The sequence below is a fragment of the Streptomyces sp. UC4497 genome (assembly GCF_054871485.1).
In genome coordinates, this window is record NZ_JBTYHB010000024.1 from 20,639 (window position 1) to 37,333 (window position 16,695).

The 16,695-nt window shown below is 72.4% G+C and carries 13 protein-coding genes; 8 read left to right on the top strand and 5 right to left on the bottom strand.

Annotation, left to right across the window (positions count from 1 at the left end; genetic code table 11):
* Positions 1-44: 44 nt before the first annotated feature.
* Positions 45-4,877: an ATP-dependent helicase gene (locus tag ACYSUO_RS28115; protein WP_461779036.1), complete on the bottom strand. Its 4,833-nt coding sequence runs from the start codon at positions 4,875-4,877 to the stop codon at positions 45-47.
* Positions 4,878-4,986: 109 nt separating this feature from the next.
* Between ACYSUO_RS28115 and ACYSUO_RS28120 the strand changes: the two genes are divergently transcribed.
* Genes ACYSUO_RS28120 through ACYSUO_RS28130 form a run of 3 tightly spaced genes read left to right on the top strand, consistent with a single transcriptional unit; the run spans position 4,987 to position 6,943 of the window.
* On the top strand, positions 4,987-5,937 hold the full coding sequence (locus ACYSUO_RS28120; RefSeq protein WP_461779037.1) for an AraC family ligand binding domain-containing protein: 951 nt from the start codon (positions 4,987-4,989) through the stop codon (positions 5,935-5,937).
* On the top strand, positions 5,886-6,638 hold the full coding sequence (locus ACYSUO_RS28125) for an AzlC family ABC transporter permease (protein ID WP_461779104.1): 753 nt from the start codon (positions 5,886-5,888) through the stop codon (positions 6,636-6,638). The genes ACYSUO_RS28120 and ACYSUO_RS28125 overlap by 52 nt, the downstream gene beginning before the upstream one ends.
* Positions 6,635-6,943 carry an AzlD domain-containing protein gene (locus tag ACYSUO_RS28130; protein WP_426900125.1) on the top strand — a complete coding sequence of 103 codons (309 nt, stop codon included), beginning with the start codon at positions 6,635-6,637 and terminating at the stop codon, positions 6,941-6,943. The genes ACYSUO_RS28125 and ACYSUO_RS28130 overlap by 4 nt, the downstream gene beginning before the upstream one ends.
* Here ACYSUO_RS28130 and ACYSUO_RS28135 read toward each other — a convergent pair.
* Both ACYSUO_RS28135 and ACYSUO_RS28140 read right to left on the bottom strand, forming a co-directional pair.
* Positions 6,933-8,231, bottom strand: a complete 1,299-nt coding sequence (locus ACYSUO_RS28135; RefSeq protein ID WP_461779038.1) for an MFS transporter — start codon at positions 8,229-8,231, stop codon at positions 6,933-6,935. The genes ACYSUO_RS28130 and ACYSUO_RS28135 overlap by 11 nt on opposite strands.
* The gene (locus tag ACYSUO_RS28140; RefSeq protein WP_461779039.1) at positions 8,222-9,625 is read right to left on the bottom strand and encodes an alkyl sulfatase dimerization domain-containing protein; all 1,404 of its coding nucleotides are present in this window, start codon (positions 9,623-9,625) and stop codon (positions 8,222-8,224) included. The genes ACYSUO_RS28135 and ACYSUO_RS28140 overlap by 10 nt, the downstream gene beginning before the upstream one ends.
* Positions 9,626-9,782: 157 nt before the next feature.
* Between ACYSUO_RS28140 and ACYSUO_RS28145 the strand changes: the two genes are divergently transcribed.
* Positions 9,783-10,961, top strand: coding sequence for a PucR family transcriptional regulator (locus ACYSUO_RS28145; RefSeq protein ID WP_461779040.1), 1,179 nt, complete (start codon positions 9,783-9,785; stop codon positions 10,959-10,961).
* A gap of 58 nt (positions 10,962-11,019) precedes the next feature.
* Here ACYSUO_RS28145 and ACYSUO_RS28150 read toward each other — a convergent pair whose 3' ends face one another.
* On the bottom strand, positions 11,020-11,970 hold the full coding sequence (locus ACYSUO_RS28150) for a hypothetical protein (protein WP_461779041.1): 951 nt from the start codon (positions 11,968-11,970) through the stop codon (positions 11,020-11,022).
* A gap of 79 nt (positions 11,971-12,049) precedes the next feature.
* On the opposite strand from ACYSUO_RS28150, the gene ACYSUO_RS28155 reads away from it, so the two are divergent.
* A complete protein-coding gene (locus tag ACYSUO_RS28155) occupies positions 12,050-12,244 on the top strand; it encodes a DUF3046 domain-containing protein (protein ID WP_327661199.1) in 195 nt (64 codons plus the stop codon).
* An 87-nt stretch (positions 12,245-12,331) separates the two neighbouring features.
* Positions 12,332-13,531 carry an AI-2E family transporter gene (locus ACYSUO_RS28160; RefSeq protein ID WP_461779105.1) on the top strand — a complete coding sequence of 400 codons (1,200 nt, stop codon included), beginning with the start codon at positions 12,332-12,334 and terminating at the stop codon, positions 13,529-13,531.
* A gap of 6 nt (positions 13,532-13,537) precedes the next feature.
* Here ACYSUO_RS28160 and ACYSUO_RS28165 read toward each other — a convergent pair whose 3' ends face one another.
* Positions 13,538-14,455 carry an aminoglycoside phosphotransferase family protein gene (locus ACYSUO_RS28165; RefSeq protein WP_461779042.1) on the bottom strand — a complete coding sequence of 306 codons (918 nt, stop codon included), beginning with the start codon at positions 14,453-14,455 and terminating at the stop codon, positions 13,538-13,540.
* A gap of 243 nt (positions 14,456-14,698) precedes the next feature.
* Between ACYSUO_RS28165 and recA the strand changes: the two genes are divergently transcribed.
* Together recA and recX are read left to right on the top strand one after the other, a co-directional pair.
* Positions 14,699-15,820: a recombinase RecA gene (gene recA / locus ACYSUO_RS28170; protein WP_461779043.1), complete on the top strand. Its 1,122-nt coding sequence runs from the start codon at positions 14,699-14,701 to the stop codon at positions 15,818-15,820.
* Positions 15,821-15,826: 6 nt separating this feature from the next.
* Positions 15,827-16,609: a recombination regulator RecX gene (recX, locus tag ACYSUO_RS28175; RefSeq protein WP_461779044.1), complete on the top strand. Its 783-nt coding sequence runs from the start codon at positions 15,827-15,829 to the stop codon at positions 16,607-16,609.
* The last annotated feature ends 86 nt before the right edge of the window (positions 16,610-16,695 follow it).

The window sequence follows — 16,695 nt, forward strand, 5'->3', positions numbered from 1 at the left end:
AATCGCCGCAGGGGCTGTGGGCCAGGCAGGGGCAGGGGTTGGTGTCACGCGCGCAGGCGCAGGCCGCGTGGTGTCGCGTGGAATCCGGCTCCTTCCAGGAGAGGGGCGTACGGGGAGGTGAGCGCGGATTCCGCGTTGACGCGCTCGACCGTGATGGTGCCGAGGGCGCCGGAGCGGGCTGCCTCGGCGAGTGCCTGCGCGGCGGCGGGCACGCGGGGGTCCTCAGCCACCTGGGCGGGGGTGAGGGCGGGGCTCGCGGTGCGCGCTCCGGTCGCGGTGCCGGCCGCTTCGGAAGCCGGGGCGGCGTGGGCCTGGTCGGACGCGGACCAGGCCAGGAGGGTCTTGCCGCCGCGCTCCATGTAGAGCGTCAGCTCGCCGTCGACCAGGACCACCAGGGAGCCCGCCTTGCGCCCCGGCTTGTGCCCGGGCTTCTGGCCCGCGCCGGTGGGCGGATCGGGCCAGGGCAGAGCGGCCCCGTACGCGTTGGCCGGGTCGGCCGCCGCCAGGACGAGGGCGCGGGGCGCGGTGGCCCTGCCCCTGCCGGTGGGGGCGTCCACCGGGGCGTACGGATCCGGGGGCGCGGAGCCGCGCTCCTGCGCGTTCGCCGCCGCGCGCAGGCGGTCCACGGCGCCGTCCATCGCGAACTGCGCCGCGCCGAGACCCTCCACCACGTAGCCACGCCGTGCCTGGCCGCTCTCCTCGAAGACGGACAGGACCCGGTACGTCGCCGAGAAGCCGCCCTCGACGCCTTCGGCGGCCACCGCTCCCCGGGTGACCACTCCGTGGCGGTCGAGGAGCGTGCGGGCCAGTGTGTGGGCGCGCACGGTCGGGTCGGGCTCCGGGGCGGGCAGCAGCGACCAGCGTCCCGCGACCGTGGGCGGACCGGTACGTGACGTGGGCCGGGCGCCCGCCGTGAGGCCTCCGTAGCGGCCGCGCGGCACGGCTCTGCGGGCCCGGTGCGCGGTGGAGCCTGCGGTGCGGCCGGAGCCGAGGACGGCGCGCATCGGGGCCAGTGTGTCGTTCGTGAGGCGGCCCGACCAGGCCAGCTCCCAGAGGGCATCGGCCAGTTGGGGGTCCGTGACCTCGAAGGGAACCCCTCTTTGGCCCTCAAGGCCTTGAGGGAAGGAGGCGGCGCGGACCTGGTTGGCGATCTGGCGGAAGAACAGGCCGTAGCCGCCGGAGAGCGCGTCCAGGACCGCCTGGTGGAGCGGCGTGAGCTCCAAGGGGTGCGGGGGCGGGAGGAGCAGCGGGGCCGTGTCGGCGAGGTAGAGGCTGACCCAGCCGTCCTTGCCGGGCAGCGATCCCGCGCCGGCCCACAGGACCTCGCCGGATGCCGTGAGTTCGTCGAGGAGCGCGGGCGCGTAGCCGGAGACGCGCGAGGGCAGGACGAGCTTCTCCAGGGCGGAGGCGGGTACCGAGGCGCCCTGGAGCTGTTCGACCGCTCGGACCAGGCCGTCGACCCCGCGCAGGCCGTGCCCGCCCACGTGCTGCCACTGGGGCAGGAACTGGGCGAGCGCCGCGGGCGGCACCGGCTCCAGCTCATGGCGCAGTGCGGCCAGCGAGCGGCGGCGCAGCCTGCGCAGGACCGTGGCGTCGCACCACTCCTGGCCGATGCCCGCCGGGTGGAACTCGCCCTGTACGACACGGCCGTTGGCGGCCAGACGCTGGAGCGCGCCCTCCGTGACCGCGGCGCCGAGGCCGAAGCGGGCTGCAGCCTGCGTGGAGGTGAACGGGCCGTGTGTGCGGGCGAAGCGGGCCAGGAGGTCACCGAGCGGGTCCTTGACCGGCTCGGTGAAGGCTTCGGGGACGCCGACCGGAAGCGCCGTGCCCAGGGCGTCGCGCAGGCGGCCCGCGTCCTCGATCGCCGCCCAGTGCTCGGTGCCCGCGATGCGTACGCGGATGGCGCGCCGGGCGCCCGCCAGGCTCTCGGCCCAGCCGGGCTCGGCGCCCCGCTCGGCCAACTCCTCGTCCGTGAGCGGACCGAGCATGCGCAGCAGGTCCGCGACGCCTTCCTCGTCCTTGATGCGACGGTCCTCAGTGCGCCACTGCAGCTCCTGCTCGAGCTCCGCAAGGACCTCCGCGTCGAGCAGCTCGCGCAGCTCGGCCTGGCCGAGGAGCTCGGCGAGCAGGCGGGAGTCCAGGGACAGCGCGGCCGCGCGGCGCTCGGCCAGCGGGGAGTCGCCCTCGTACAGGAACTGCGCCACATAACCGAACAGCAGCGAGCGGGCGAAGGGGGACGCCTCCGGGGTGGTGACCTCGACGAGGCGGACCTTGCGGGACTCGATGTCGCCCATCAGCTCGGCGAGGCCCGGTACGTCGAAGACGTCCTGGAGGCACTCGCGGATCGCTTCCAGGACGATGGGGAACGAGCCGAACTCGCTCGCCACCTGGAGCAGTTGGGACGCGCGCTGGCGCTGCTGCCACAGCGGGGTGCGCTTGCCCGGGTTGCGGCGGGGCAGCAGCAGCGCGCGGGCGGCGCACTCGCGAAAGCGCGAGGCGAACAGGGCGGAGCCGCCCACCTGGTCGGTGACGATCTGGTCCACGTCACCCTTGTCGAAGGCGACGTCGGCCGCTCCGATGGGGGCCTGCTCGTCGTCGTACTCCATGCCGGGCTTGGCGGGTTCCTGGTCGAGGAGGTCCAGGCCCATCAGGTCGGCGTCCGGGAGGCGCAGCACGATGCCGTCGTCGGCGTGCATCACCTGGGCGTCCATGCCGTACTTCTCGCTCAGCCGGGCGCCGAGGGCCAGCGCCCACGGAGCGTGCACCTGGGCGCCGAACGGGGAGTGGACGACGACGCGCCAGTCGCCCAGCTCGTCCCGGAACCGCTCGACCACGATCGTGCGGTCGTCGGGGATGTGGCCGCAGGCCTCGCGCTGCTCGGCGAGGTACGACAGCACGTTGTTCGCCGCCCACTCGTCGAGTCCGGCCTCCGTGAGGCGCACGCGCGCGTCGTCGGGCTTCTGGGAGCCGACCTCGCGCAGGAACGCGCCCAGCGCACGGCCCAGTTCGAGCGGGCGGCCCAGCTGGTCGCCCTTCCAGAACGGGAGCCGGCCGGGGACGCCAGGGGCGGGCGAGACGAGGACGCGGTCGCGCGTGATGTCCTCGATGCGCCAGGAACTGGTGCCGAGCGTGAACACGTCCCCGACCCGGGACTCGTAGACCATCTCCTCGTCGAGCTCGCCGACGCGGCCGCCGCCCTTCTTGGGGTCGGCTCCCGCGAGGAAGACTCCGAAGAGGCCGCGGTCGGGGATCGTACCCCCGGAGGTGACGGCGAGGCGCTGCGCTCCGGGGCGGCCCGTGACGGTGCCGGCGACGCGGTCCCAGACGACGCGCGGCCGCAGCTCGGCGAAGGCGTCGGAGGGGTAGCGGCCCGCCAGCATGTCGAGCACACCCGTGAACGCGGACTCGGGCAGCGAGGCGAAGGGGGCGGCCCGGCGGACCAGCGCCAACAGATCGTCGACCTGCCAGGTGTCCAGGGCCGTCATCGCGACCAACTGCTGGGCGAGCACATCCAGCGGGTTCGCCGGGAGGCGCAACGACTCGATGGCGCCCGAACGCATGCGCTCGGTCACGACCGCCGACTGCACCAGGTCACCGCGGTACTTCGGGAACACGACGCCCGTGGAAACCGCGCCCACCTGGTGGCCCGCACGCCCCACGCGCTGCAGCCCGGACGCGACGGACGGGGGCGACTCCACCTGAACGACGAGGTCGACCGCTCCCATGTCGATGCCCAGCTCCAGGCTCGACGTGGCGACCACGGCGGGCAGCCGGCCCGCCTTCAGGTCCTCCTCGACCAGTGCGCGCTGCTCCTTGGAGACCGAGCCGTGGTGGGCGCGCGCGATGACCGGGGGAGCGCCCTTCGCGGCGCCGGATTCCGCCATCAGCTCGGCCGGGGAGTGGTCCTCGGGAAGGGGCTCGCCCGTGGCGCGCTCGTAGGCGATCTCGTTCAGGCGGTTGCACAAGCGCTCCGCCAGACGGCGGGAGTTGGCGAACACGATCGTCGAGCGGTGGGCCTCGATCAGGTCCGTGATCCGCTCCTCCACGGAGGGCCAGATCGAGGGGCGCTCGGCTCCCTGGTCGGAATCGGCCACCGGGGAGCCGCCGAGCTCGCCGAGATCCTCCACGGGGACGACCACCGACAGGTCGAACTCCTTGCCGGACGGCGGCTGGACGACCTCCACCCGGCGCTGCGGCGAGAGATAGCGCGCCACCTCGTCGACCGGCCGGACCGTCGCGGACAGGCCGATGCGGCGGGCCGGGCGGGGCAGCAGCTCGTCGAGCCGCTCCAGGGAGAGGGCCAGGTGGGCGCCGCGCTTGGTGCCCGCCACTGCGTGCACCTCGTCCAGGATCACCGTGTCGATGCCCGCCAGCGCGTCGCGCGTGGCCGACGTCAGCATCAGGAACAGCGACTCCGGCGTCGTGATGAGGATGTCCGGCGGGCGCGTGGCCAGCGCGCGGCGCTCGGCGGGCGGGGTGTCGCCGGAGCGGATGCCGACCTTCACCTCGGGCTCGGGCAGGCCCAGGCGGACGGCTTCCTGGCGGATACCGGTGAGCGGGCTGCGCAGATTGCGCTCCACGTCCACCGCGAGGGCCTTCAGCGGGGACACGTACAGGACCCGGCAGCGCTTCTTCGGGTCGGCCGGAGGGGGTGTCGAGGCGAGCTGGTCGAGCGCGGCGAGGAACGCGGCGAGCGTCTTGCCCGAGCCGGTGGGCGCGACGACCAGCACGTCCGAACCCTCGCCGATCGCCTTCCACGCACCCGCTTGTGCGGCTGTGGGCGCGGAAAAGGCCCCCGTGAACCAACCGCGGGTCGCTGGGGAGAAGCCACTGAGGGCCTGCGAGGCGTTGTGGGCCCCTTGCCTGGAGCTGACCATGCCCCCATCCTGCACCCCGCCACTGACAATGGCGGTGAGCTGCGGAAACGGGTCGTTCGCCTGGGTGGCCGCGACGCAGACCGAGGTGGTCCTGACGCAGAATGGGGCCATGGCACGGACAGCGGGGAAGGGCGAATGGGCGCGGCACTGGCGCTATGAGCAGCTGCCGGGGCTCGACCTGCTGCGGGCCCGCTACGTCCGGCACACCTTCCCCCGCCACAGCCACGACGGCTTCGTGATCGGCGCGGTCACGCGCGGGGTCGAGGAGGTCGGCCTGGCCGACGGCACCTTGCACGCGGGGCCCGGCAGCGTCGTCCTGCTCAACCCGGAAGTGGCGCACACGGCGCGGTCGGGCGGGCCCGACGGCTGGGCGTACGCCACGCTCTATCCGTCGGCGGACGTCGTCGCCGAGATCGCTGCCGAGACCGGCACGGTGCGCGGCACCGCGGTCTTCGGTGAACCGATCGTCACCGACCCCGGGGCCTCGCAGATGATCAACGAGGTGCACAGGGCGGCGGAGCAGGGCAACGCGCTGGCCGCCGACAGCCTCCTCAGGATCGTGCTCGCCCGGCTGCTCCGGGCCCACGGGGCCTCCCTCGTGCCGCGGCCCCGGCGGTCCGCGGGGTCCACGGTCGCGTCCCGCGCGCGCGAAGTCCTCGAAGAGCGTCTGGCGGACCCGCCGTCCCTGGAGGCACTCGCGGCCGAGCTCGGCACCAGCCCCTTCGCGCTGCTGCGGGCTTTTCGCGACGCGTACGGGATGCCGCCGCACACCTGGCTCACCAACGCGCGGGTGCGCGTGGCACGGCGGCTCCTGGAGGCGGGGACGGCGCCCGCCGATGCCGCCGTGGCCCTCGGCTTCACCGACCAGCCGCACCTGAACCGGCACTTCACCCGGATCGTCGGGGTGCCGCCGGGCGCGTACCAGCGCGAGCGCAAGAACGTACAAGAACCGGACCCGGCCCTCCTCGTACCGTGCGAGGCGTGGCAGACAAGACAACACCCACAGACATACGTACAGCAGCGGCTGACCCTCCCGACCAGGGGCGCACAGGCGCTGTAAGCAAGCCGGACTCCGCCGTCGTCCGTGACGCGCTCGGTGTCGGAGTCGCCGTAGGCCTTTCCGGGTTCGCCTTTGGGGTGACCTCGGCCGGGAGCGGGCTCAGCGTGCTGCAGACCTGCGCGCTCAGCCTCCTGGTCTTCACGGGGGCCTCGCAGTTCGCGCTCGTCGGGGCGCTCGCGGCCGGCGGCAACCCGCTCACCGCCGCCGCGGGAGCGTTCTTCCTGGGCGTGCGCAACGCGTTCTACGGACTGCGCCTGTCCCAGCTGCTCGCCCTTCCGCGCGCGGTGCGGCCGTTCGCCGCGCACTGGATCATCGACGAGACATCGGCCGTCGCGCTGGCACAGCCGACGCGACGCGGCGTGCGGCTCGGTTTCACCGTCACGGGACTGAGCCTGTACGTGCTGTGGAACCTCACCACGCTGGCCGGTGCCCTGGGCGCCGAGGCCATCGGCGACACCGATGCCTGGGGCCTCGACGCGGCCGGGCCCGCGGTGTTCCTTGCGCTGCTCGCGCCGATGCTGAAGTCCACCACGGACCGCGCCGTAGCCGGGCTCGCCGTCGTTCTGATGCTCGGACTGCTGCCCGTGCTGCCGGCCGGAGCGCCGGTGCTGGTTGCCGCGCTCGCTGCCCCGGCCGTGCTCTACGTAGAGGGACGCCGCCGCGCCGCGGCCTCCGACGCACCACAAGGAGAAGACCGTTGAACGTCTGGATCGCCATCGCGGTCACCGCGGTCGGCTGCTACGCCGTGAAACTGATCGGTCTGCTGGTGCCCGCGGGCGCCCTGGAACGGCCCGTGGTGAAGCGCCTTTCAGCGCTGCTCCCGGTCGCCCTGCTGGCCGCCCTCACGGCCCAGCAGACCTTCGCGGACGGACGCGTGCTGGTCCTCGACGCCAGGGCGGCCGGGCTCGCCGCGGCCGCCGTCGCGCTCGTGCTGCGGGCGCCGTTCCTGGTGGTGGTCGCGGTGGCCGTGGCGGTCACCGCGGGGATGCGGGCCCTTACGGGGTGACCTGGTGCGCGGGGAGGGCGGCCGGGGTCTCCGGGACGCCGAGCTGCCCCGCCGTGCGCTCGGGGCGGCAGAAGACGGCCGCGAGGACGCCGCCCGTCACCAAGAGGGCCGCGGTCAGCAGCCAGCCGTGCTCATAGCCCGCCGACACGGTGGCGGCGCCGTCCACCAAGCGCCCCAGGACGAGCGGCGAGACGATGCCCCCGAGGGCGTACACACAGGTCAGTGCGCCGAGGACCGTGCCGCGTTGGACCGGGGGTGCGATACGGGAGCAGGCCGTCGCCGCGACGGTGAGCATCACCATGGCGAGCGCCATCGGCCCCAGCATCATCGGCACCTTCACGACCTGGGAGTCGGACAGGCCGAACAGAGCTGTCGCACAGCCCGAGAGCGCGACAAGGAGGCCCGCACCCGCGCCTACAGGGAAGCGGGGCGGCGTGCCCCTCAGGGCCGAGCGCCGCGCCAGCAGCCCGTGCACCAGGAGGACGGCGCCATGGGCGACGGCACCCGCGCCGACCATGGTGCTCGCCTGGTGCAGATCCCAGCCCATGACGTTCTCCATGTAGTCCGGCGCCCAGGTGAGCGTCGCACTCATCGACCAGTAGGCGGCGAACGAACCGAAGGCCGCGGTGAGGAACGTGGGCGACAACAGGACGCGGCGCAGCGGCACCGTGAAGCTGTTCTGCTGCGCCTGCTCCGCCTCCTTGCCGACGCTCGGGGCCAGGGGGCCCTCCTTGCCCCACAGGAGCCACACCGCCGCCCAGACGAGGCCGACCAGACCCACCGCGCCGAACGACCAGCGCCAGCCCCAGTGGGTGATCACCCAGCTCAGCGCGGGCGCGGCCACCGCGACCCCGGCCGCGGCGCCGACGAGCAGCAGCGCGGTCGGCAGCGCCCGCTCGCGCTGCGGAAACCAGCCGTGCACGTGATGCATCGCGACCGGCGACGCCGGCCCCTCGGCGGCGCCCAGAAGGACGCGGGTGGCCACCAGCGTGCCGAAGCCCGCCGCGCCCCACAGCATCGGCAGCTGCGCCGCCGACCACAGCAGGGCGAGCCCCAGGAGCAACGGCGTCGTGCGGACCCGCTTCGTGAGGGCCGAGACGCCGAGGGCCGCGACCGAGAACAGCGCGAAGAACGCCGACTGCGCGGTGCCGAACTCCTGGCGGCTGATGCCGAAGTCCGCCCGGATCTCGGGACCCGCGAGCCCCAGGACAGCCTTGTCCGCGAAGTTCACCACCATGAAGGCGAGCAGCAGCCATGTGGTGCGCCATGCCCCGCGCATCAGCAGCATCCGTCCTCGTCGCCGACCACGCCGACGCTGATCGCGCCCCCGGCCCGCTTGCGGCCCTCGGGGGAACGCGTCAACTCCGTCGCGACGTCCGTGCCTTCGGCCACCGCGGCGGACTCGGCGGCCGCCCAGGCGTAGACGCCGCGCGCCATGGTCGAGGTCTCCTTGCCCGCCCGCCGCGCGTACACCTCGGCACGCGTGCGTGCCACTTCGGGATCCGTGGGGGCCGCCAGGGCCGCTGTCTCCGCCAGATGCGAGGCGAGCCGTGCGTCGCCCGCGGCTAGCAACTCCCGTGCCCGCTCGGCCAGTGCCGCGGCGCCGCCCGCCGCGCGCGCGTACTCGGCCGCGACGGCTGCCTCCGGGGCGGGCTTGAGGTGGGCCGGGTTCTGGTCGTACCAGCCGCCCCACAGGCGCCACAGGTTCCGGACGACGAACTCCGGCTCGTCATAGGCGGGGTGGAGGTATGGGCGGGACAGAAGTTCTTCGGGGACCTTCACCTCGTGGATGACCGTGTCGAGCCGGTGTCCCGCGTTCATCAGCTCCCGTGTCTGCTCGCAGAGCGACTCCAGGAAGCGCGCGGTGTCGTTCAGGGCGCGGTTCACGCGTTCGACGCCCATGATGGGCACGCCGTGCCCCGGCAGCAGCAGCTCCGCGCCCAGCTCCTGCATGGAGCGCAGGGCCCGCGCCCAGTCCTCGGGGTAGCGCTGCACCTTCTGGGGGTTGCCCGCGTTCGGCGTGTTCCAGATGAACAGATCGCCGGTGCACAGTGTCTTGAGCTCCGGCACCCATACGTAGGTGTGGTCGTCGGTCTCCCCGCGCGCGTGGACGAGTTCGAAGGTGAGCTCGCCGCGGTGGAACGTCAGCCGGTCCCGGTAGACGGTGTCCGGGTAGCGGTACGTGGTGGGCCACTCCAGGGAGGGCACACCGAACTGCCGCCGGTTGATCCACGAGTTGTAGCCGGCCGTCCGGATGTAGCGGTCGAAGCGTGCGGACACGGCTTCGTGAGCCACCACCTCGGGGCGCGCTGTGCCGGTTCGCTCCGCTTCCTTGTCGAAGGGGAACACTCCGAAGACGTGATCCACGTGCCCGTGCGTGTACACCACGGAGTGCACCGGGCCCGCCCCGAACCCCTTGACCGCGGTGTGCAGTTGCGCTGCCGTACGGAAGTCGCCCGAATCGACGAGCACCGCGCCGTCACCGGTGTCAAAGACGGTCACGTTGGCGAAGGCGGGAAAGAACCCCACCCGCGGGCTCAGCCGCACCAGTTCGTCCCCCGTGTAGGCGCCCGAGAGATGCGGCAGCAGCGTCTCCGTCCCCTTCCAGACCCGGTCCGTGTAGGCGGCGTAGTCCACCGGCTTCCGCGCGGCCGCCTCCGGTGCGGTGTTGTGCTCGGTCATGGGCGCGGCTCCTCCGGGTAGGGGTGGCTCTTCGGCGTTCCCCGAGTCAAGGCGCACAGGGAGGCTCGGAACAGCGTTTCGCGTCACATCCGGATCACCCCAGAGCTGTGACGCGTCACAATGGGGCGCCCTGTAGCCGATCTCGGTGGAGGCCACCGTGCCGTTGTCCCCGGAAGCGCGTTCTCTCGCCGCGCGCTGCGAGCCGCGCGTCAACGAACTGGCGCGGCGCATGGCCAGGGAGGCCTTCGAGGAACTCCCCGGCTACGCGGAGCTGCCGGACGACGTGAAGGACCTGGAGATCGCGGCGACCGCGCGGTACGGCGTACGGCTGTTCCTGCGCCACGTGGACGACCCGGACACGCAGCAGCCCGGAAGGCATCGGTTGTTCCGTGAGAGGGCCGCTCAGCGCGCTGAGGAGGGCATGCCGCTGCACCTCCTGCTGCGTACGCACGCGCTCGGCTCCTACGTCCTGTGGCGGGCGCTGCGCGAAGCGGCGGAGCCCGGCGACGAGGCGGCCCTCGTCGAACTCGTCGACCTCCTGTTGCGGGTCCAGCCCGGAGTCGTCGGATCGGTCGCGGAGACGTACCTGGACGAACGGTCCGCCCTTGAGGCCGAACAGCACGCGCAGCGGCGGTCGTTGGTCCGCGGGCTGCTCGACGGGATGGTCCCGCCCGGACACGTGCTCCTCGACCAGCTCCGGCTCACGGGGCCCGCCCACGTGCTCGCACTCGGCACGGACGCGGTTCCGTCGGAGGGGCCCGTCGCGGTGCGCCGCCGGCTGCGTCGGCTGCAGAGCGTCCTGGACCGCACTTTCGGTGCGGCCGTGCTCACGCTCCTGGACGGCGGCGGGGGACGGGTCGTCGTCCCGGAGGACTGCCCGCCGCCCGCCGACCTGCCGCACCACCTGAGCCGGGCGAGCGGCCTACCCGTGCGGGTGGCCGCGGTGCGGGCGGACGGCCCCGAGCTCATACCCGACGCGGCACGCACCGCGACCGAGGTTCTGCGCATCACGCGCGCGTGCGGCCTGCCACCGGGCCTGCACCGCCTCGACGACGTCCTGCTCGAGTACCACCTCTCCCGGCGCAACGAGAGCAGCCACCTCATCGCCGCTCTCCTCGACCCCGTCGCCGAGCGGCCGGAGCTCCTGGAGACGCTTCGCACGCATCTGAGCCACCAACAGGACCGCAGGGCCACCGCCGAAGCGCTCGGGCTGCACCCGAACACGGTCGACAACCGGCTGGCGAAGATCGCCGAGTGGACCGGCATCGAACTGTCCTCACCGCGCGGCACGGCTCTGGCCATCGCGGCGCTGCTCCTGCGCGACGCGGATCACTGAGCGGGAACGCGGTACTCCAGAGGGCCGCGGCACGACAACGGCGGCACTACAAGCAGCCCTACAAGGGGCGTCCGTAGGCGCGCAGCGTACGCAGCGCGTCGATGGTCACCATGGGGCGCGCCTCCATGGCGGTCGTCGGCGCCCACTGTCGCCAATTGATCGGCCACCCGCCGTCCTCCTGCTGCTCGCTCACCAGATGGTCGAGCGAACGGGCCATCTCCTCGTCGGTGAACCAGGACCGGGCCAGCGACTCGGGCGCCTTGGCGAAGTCGTACGGGAAGTGGTGCTCGTCCGGCGCGTAGCCGGGCGCGACCGGGTAGTCCTCCCTGCGCTCCGGATCGAGCACCGCGAGCCGCTGCTCACGCACGAGGCGGCCGAGCCGGTCGGCGGCGACCCGCGCGCGCGGGCGGTCGGGTGCGCTGTCCAGGAAGGCGACCGCGGCCTGGACCTCGTACGGGTGAGATGTCTTCAGGGACTCGACGGCCGACCAACAGAAGTCGGTGGCCCGGAACAGCCAGGCGTGCCACACCTCGTTGCGGTGCAGCAGGCCGACGACGGGCCCGGTGGCCAGCAGCTCGCTCGGCGGGTCGTCCACCACCGGGATGAACGGGGCGCAGGGATAGCCGCGTTGGCTGGGATGCACCGCCGGAAGCGCGCCTTCCGGAGTGGAGACGGCGGTCAGGTAGCGGCACACCCGCTCCACGCGCTGACCCGAGCACCGCCCGATCGAGTCGAGGACGCGCAGCGCGTGCCCGGTGTGCAGGGGCTGGCTGACCGGGCCGCGCAGGTCCGGTTCGAGGGCGTGCCCGTAGCCCTCGTCCTCGTTGCGGTACGCGGCCAGCGCCGTCTCGACGGCGTCGGCCGCCGTGGGTGAGCCGTCCAAAAAGTGATAGGCGAAGCGGCGCTGTTCAAGGACGCGTGCGGTCAGCCAGATGAATGTCTCGGCACGGGAGAGCGGGGAGCGTGCCGGGGGCGACGGGGGGAGTGGGGAAGCTCCGGTTTCGGCCATGCACCGACCGTAGGACGGAAAGCGTTCTCGGTAAGCCTCCCGAGCACGGCTGCACTCTCAGGGGCGGGATACTGGACGCATGCGGTTGACGGTCTTCTGGCAGCGAATGACGGATCATTTCGGATCCGGTTACTCCGACACGTTCGCGCGTGATCATGTGATGGCGGGGCTCGGCGGGCGAACGGTCCACCAGGCGCTCGACGCGGGCTGGGAGGCCAAGGAAGTCTGGCGTGTCGTGTGCACAGCGATGGACGTACCGGACGAGAAGCGCTGAAGAGTGACGGAACGGGGGCGGCCGCCGATTGTCGGCGGCGTGGGCGAGACTGGCAGCGTGCCAGCACCGACAGACGAAACCTTCCAGGTGGCGGACGACGCCGCGCCGCCCGGCACGACGCCGCCCGAGCGGCCGCCGGGTTCGGCGCCGACTCCGCGCGCGAGGATGCCGCGCTGGCTGCCGCGCGCCATGGTGCTCGCCCTGGCCCTCATCGCCTGCTACCAGCTGGGCTATTGGGCCTTCCACCAGCTGATCGGGCTGCTGACCAACGTGTTGATCGCGTTCTTCCTGGCGCTCGCCGTGGAGCCCGCGGTCAGCAGGATGGCGGCGCGCGGGCTGCGCCGGGGTTTCGCCACCTTCCTGGTGTTCCTCGCGGTGACGGCCGTGAGCGCGGGTTTCGTCGTGCTGCTCGGGTCGATGCTCGCGGGCCAGATCGTGGACATGTTCGACGACTTCCCGAAGTACCTCGACCAGCTCATCAGCTGGGTCAACGACACGTTCCACACGGATCTCAACAGGGTCGAGGTGCAGGACAGCCTGCTGCACTCGGACTGGCTCCAGAAGTACGTCCAGAACAGCGCCACCGGTGTCCTGGACGTCTCCACGCAGGTGCTCGGCGGGCTGTTCCAGCTCCTGACGGTTCTGCTGTTCTCGTTCTACTTCGCCGCCGACGGCCCGCGCCTGCGGCGTGCGCTGTGCTCGGTCCTGCCGCCCGCCAAGCAGGCCGAGGTGCTGCGCGCCTGGGAGATCGCCGTCGACAAGACCGGTGGGTACCTCTACTCGCGTGGCCTCATGGCGCTGATCTCCGGGGTCGCGCACTACGTCCTGCTCGCGGCGCTCGGCGTCCCGTACGCGCCGGTGCTCGCCGTGTGGGTGGGGCTCGTCTCGCAGTTCATCCCGACCATCGGCACGTACCTGGCGGGCGCCCTGCCGATGCTGATCGCCTTCACCGTGGACCCCTGGTACGCGCTGTGGGTGTTCGTCTTCGTAGTCGTCTACCAGCAGTTCGAGAACTACGTGCTGCAGCCGAAGCTGACCGCGAAGACGGTGGACATCCACCCGGCGGTCGCCTTCGGTTCGGTCATCGCGGGCACCGCGCTCCTGGGGGCCGTCGGTGCCCTGATCTCGATCCCGGCCGTCGCGACGCTGCAGGCGTTCCTGGGGGCGTACGTGAAGCGCTACGACGTCACCGACGACCCGCGCGTGCACGGGCACCGCAGACGTGGGTCGTCTCTCTGGGTGCGGATGCGGCGCGTCGTGAAGGAACCGGATTCCGGCGACCGGTAGCTCGCCTCAGGCTCGCGCGGCCGACGCGACGAGGCGGCGGAGCGAGGCGTGTCCGGGCGGTCCCCAGGAGGGCTTGCCGCCGGGGCGGCCGTGGTCGCCCGCGTGCCCGATGAGGATGCAGACCAGGGCCTTCATGACGGCCCAGCCGCGGGCGCGGCGCAGGGTGGCGGCGTCGGGGGTCGGCCGGTAGGCGCTGTGGAAGCGTTCGGTGGCGCCGTCCGGCAGCAGCAGCCAGGCGGCGGCGAGGTCCCAGGCCGGATCGCCCACGCAGAGGTCACCGAAGTCGATCACGCCGCAGAATGTGCCGTCCGTGGTGAGGACGTTGGCCGGATGCAGGTCGGCGTGGAGCCACAGCGGCGGCCCCGACCACTCGGGAGCGTCGGCGGCGTCCTCCCAGACCGCGCGGACGGCGTCAGGGTCGGGGATCAGGCCGAGCCCGGTGGCCTCGGAGAGTTGCTGGGCGAATCCCTCGGCATGCTCGGCCGGCGGGCCCCCACGGTCGCGGCCGGTCGGTGCCCCCTCGGGGGCCGGCCGGTGCAGAGCGGTCAGGAAGGCGGCCAGGACGTCGGCCGACCCGGCGGCGGTGGCGGGGACCCGGTCGGCGGGCGAGCCCGGTACCCAGGTGGTGACGATCCAGGGGTGGGGAAACCGCTCGGAGGGCTCACCGAGGTGCTGGGGGACGGGAACGGGCAAGGGGAGATGCGGGGCGAGCGCGGGGAGCCAGGTGTGTTCCTTGCGCAGCAGCGCGTCCGCGGACCCGGTGGCCCAGGGCAGCCGGACGGCGAGGTCGTCGCCGAGGCGCCACAGTTGGTTGTCCCACCCGCGGGCGCCGAGTCTCACGGGGCGATCGGCCAGGTCGGGGTGCTGTTCGTGGAGCAGCTCGTGGACCAGCTCGGCGGTGATCTCGATCGACGTGTGGGTCATGCGGAGCCACGGTAGTCGAGGCGCGCCGACCCGCGTGGTGCGCTTGACACTAAAATCGAACATCCATTCTTATGGAGTGTCCAGGGCTACTTTTCCCAGTGTTTCCAAGGGATTCGGGGAAGGTGGCCGGGCGAGGAGCCTCGAGTTATCCACAGGCGAGACAGGCGTCGAGGCCGATTGTCAGTGGCAGGCGTTAGCGTCTTTGGCGTGAAGCGATCGACTCAAGCAAACCGGGTGGAACCCATGGCAGGAACCGACCGCGAGAAGGCGCTCGACGCCGCGCTCGCACAGATTGAACGGCAGTTCGGCAAGGGCGCAGTGATGCGCATGGGCGAGCGGCCGAATGAGCCCATCGAGGTCATCCCCACCGGGTCGACCGCGCTCGACGTCGCGCTCGGCGTCGGTGGCATTCCGCGTGGCCGTGTGGTGGAGGTGTACGGACCGGAGTCCTCCGGTAAGACGACCCTGACGCTGCACGCCGTGGCCAACGCGCAGAAGGCCGGCGGCCAGGTGGCCTTCGTGGACGCCGAGCACGCGCTCGACCCCGAGTACGCGAAGAAGCTCGGCGTCGACATCGACAACCTGATCCTGTCCCAGCCGGACAACGGCGAGCAGGCTCTCGAGATCGTCGACATGCTGGTCCGTTCCGGCGCCCTCGACCTGATCGTCATCGACTCCGTCGCTGCCCTGGTGCCGCGCGCGGAGATCGAGGGCGAGATGGGCGACTCGCACGTGGGTCTGCAGGCCCGCCTGATGAGCCAGGCGCTCCGAAAGATCACCAGCGCGCTCAACCAGTCCAAGACCACCGCGATTTTCATTAACCAGCTGCGCGAGAAGATCGGCGTGATGTTCGGCTCGCCGGAGACCACGACCGGTGGTCGCGCGCTGAAGTTCTACGCCTCGGTGCGTATCGACATCCGCCGTATCGAGACCCTGAAGGACGGCACGGACGCGGTCGGCAACCGCACCCGCGTCAAGGTCGTCAAGAACAAGGTCGCGCCGCCCTTCAAGCAGGCCGAATTCGACATCCTCTACGGGCAGGGCATCTCCCGCGAGGGCGGCCTGATCGACATGGGCGTGGAGCACGGCTTCGTCCGCAAGGCCGGCGCCTGGTACACGTACGAGGGCGACCAGCTCGGCCAGGGCAAGGAGAACGCGCGCAACTTCCTGAAGGACAACCCCGACCTGGCCAACGAGATCGAGAAGAAGATCAAGGAGAAGCTGGGCGTCGGCGTCCGTCCGGAAGAGCCGAGCACCGAGCCGGCCGCGGACGCGGCGGCGGAGGCCGCTCCTGCCGAGGACGCGGCCAAGACGGTCCCCGCACCCAAGGTGGCCAAGTCCAAGGCCGCGGCGGCCAAGAGCTAGTCCGCCGTGACACGACGAACCGACTGGGCCGATGACGACGTACGCTCCGCCGTTCCCGAGGGCTGGGGGAGCGGGGGTGGCGGGGCGTACGACGACATGGCGTACGGCGAGGCCGGGGATGACGTCGAGGCGGAGAGCGGCGCGGCGGACGGGCCGCGCCGTGGTGGACGCAAGCGGGGCGGAGCCGGGCCGCGTGGGCGTCGGCGCCGGAGCGGATTCGGGGATCCGCCCGGTGCCGGACAGGACGACGGCCCCCCTGACTCGTCGAGGGCCGAGCGGGGGGCGCCGTCAGGAGACCCGGCTGAGCGGGCGCGGAACATCTGTCTGCGTCTGCTCACCGGGACTCCGCGCACGCGCAAGCAGTTGGCCGACGCGCTGCGCAAGCGCGAGATCCCCGACGACGTGGCGGACGAGGTACTCACCCGCTTCGAAGAGGTGGGGCTGATCAACGACAGCGCCTTCGCGGACGCGTGGGTGGAGTCGCGGCACCACGGCCGGGGACTCGCCCGCCGGGCGCTCGCCCGTGAGCTGCGGACCAAGGGCGTGGACTCGACGGTGATCGACGAGGCGGTCGGGCAGCTCGACTCCGAGCGGGAGGAGGAGACCGCGCGCGAACTCGTTGCGCGCAAGCTCCGTTCCACGCGGGGGCTTGAGCGTGACAAGCGGCTGCGCCGGCTCGCGGGGATGCTCGCCCGCAAGGGGTATCCGGAGGGCATGGCGCTGCGGGTGGTGCGGCAGGCGTTGGAGGAAGAGGGGGAGGACACCGAGGACTTGGGGTTCGGGGAGTAAGGACTCCCCGGGAGCCGGGAGCCGGGAGCCGGGAGCCGGGAGCCGGGAGCCGGGAGCCGGGAGCGCCGTGTTCGCGCGCCCCCGGT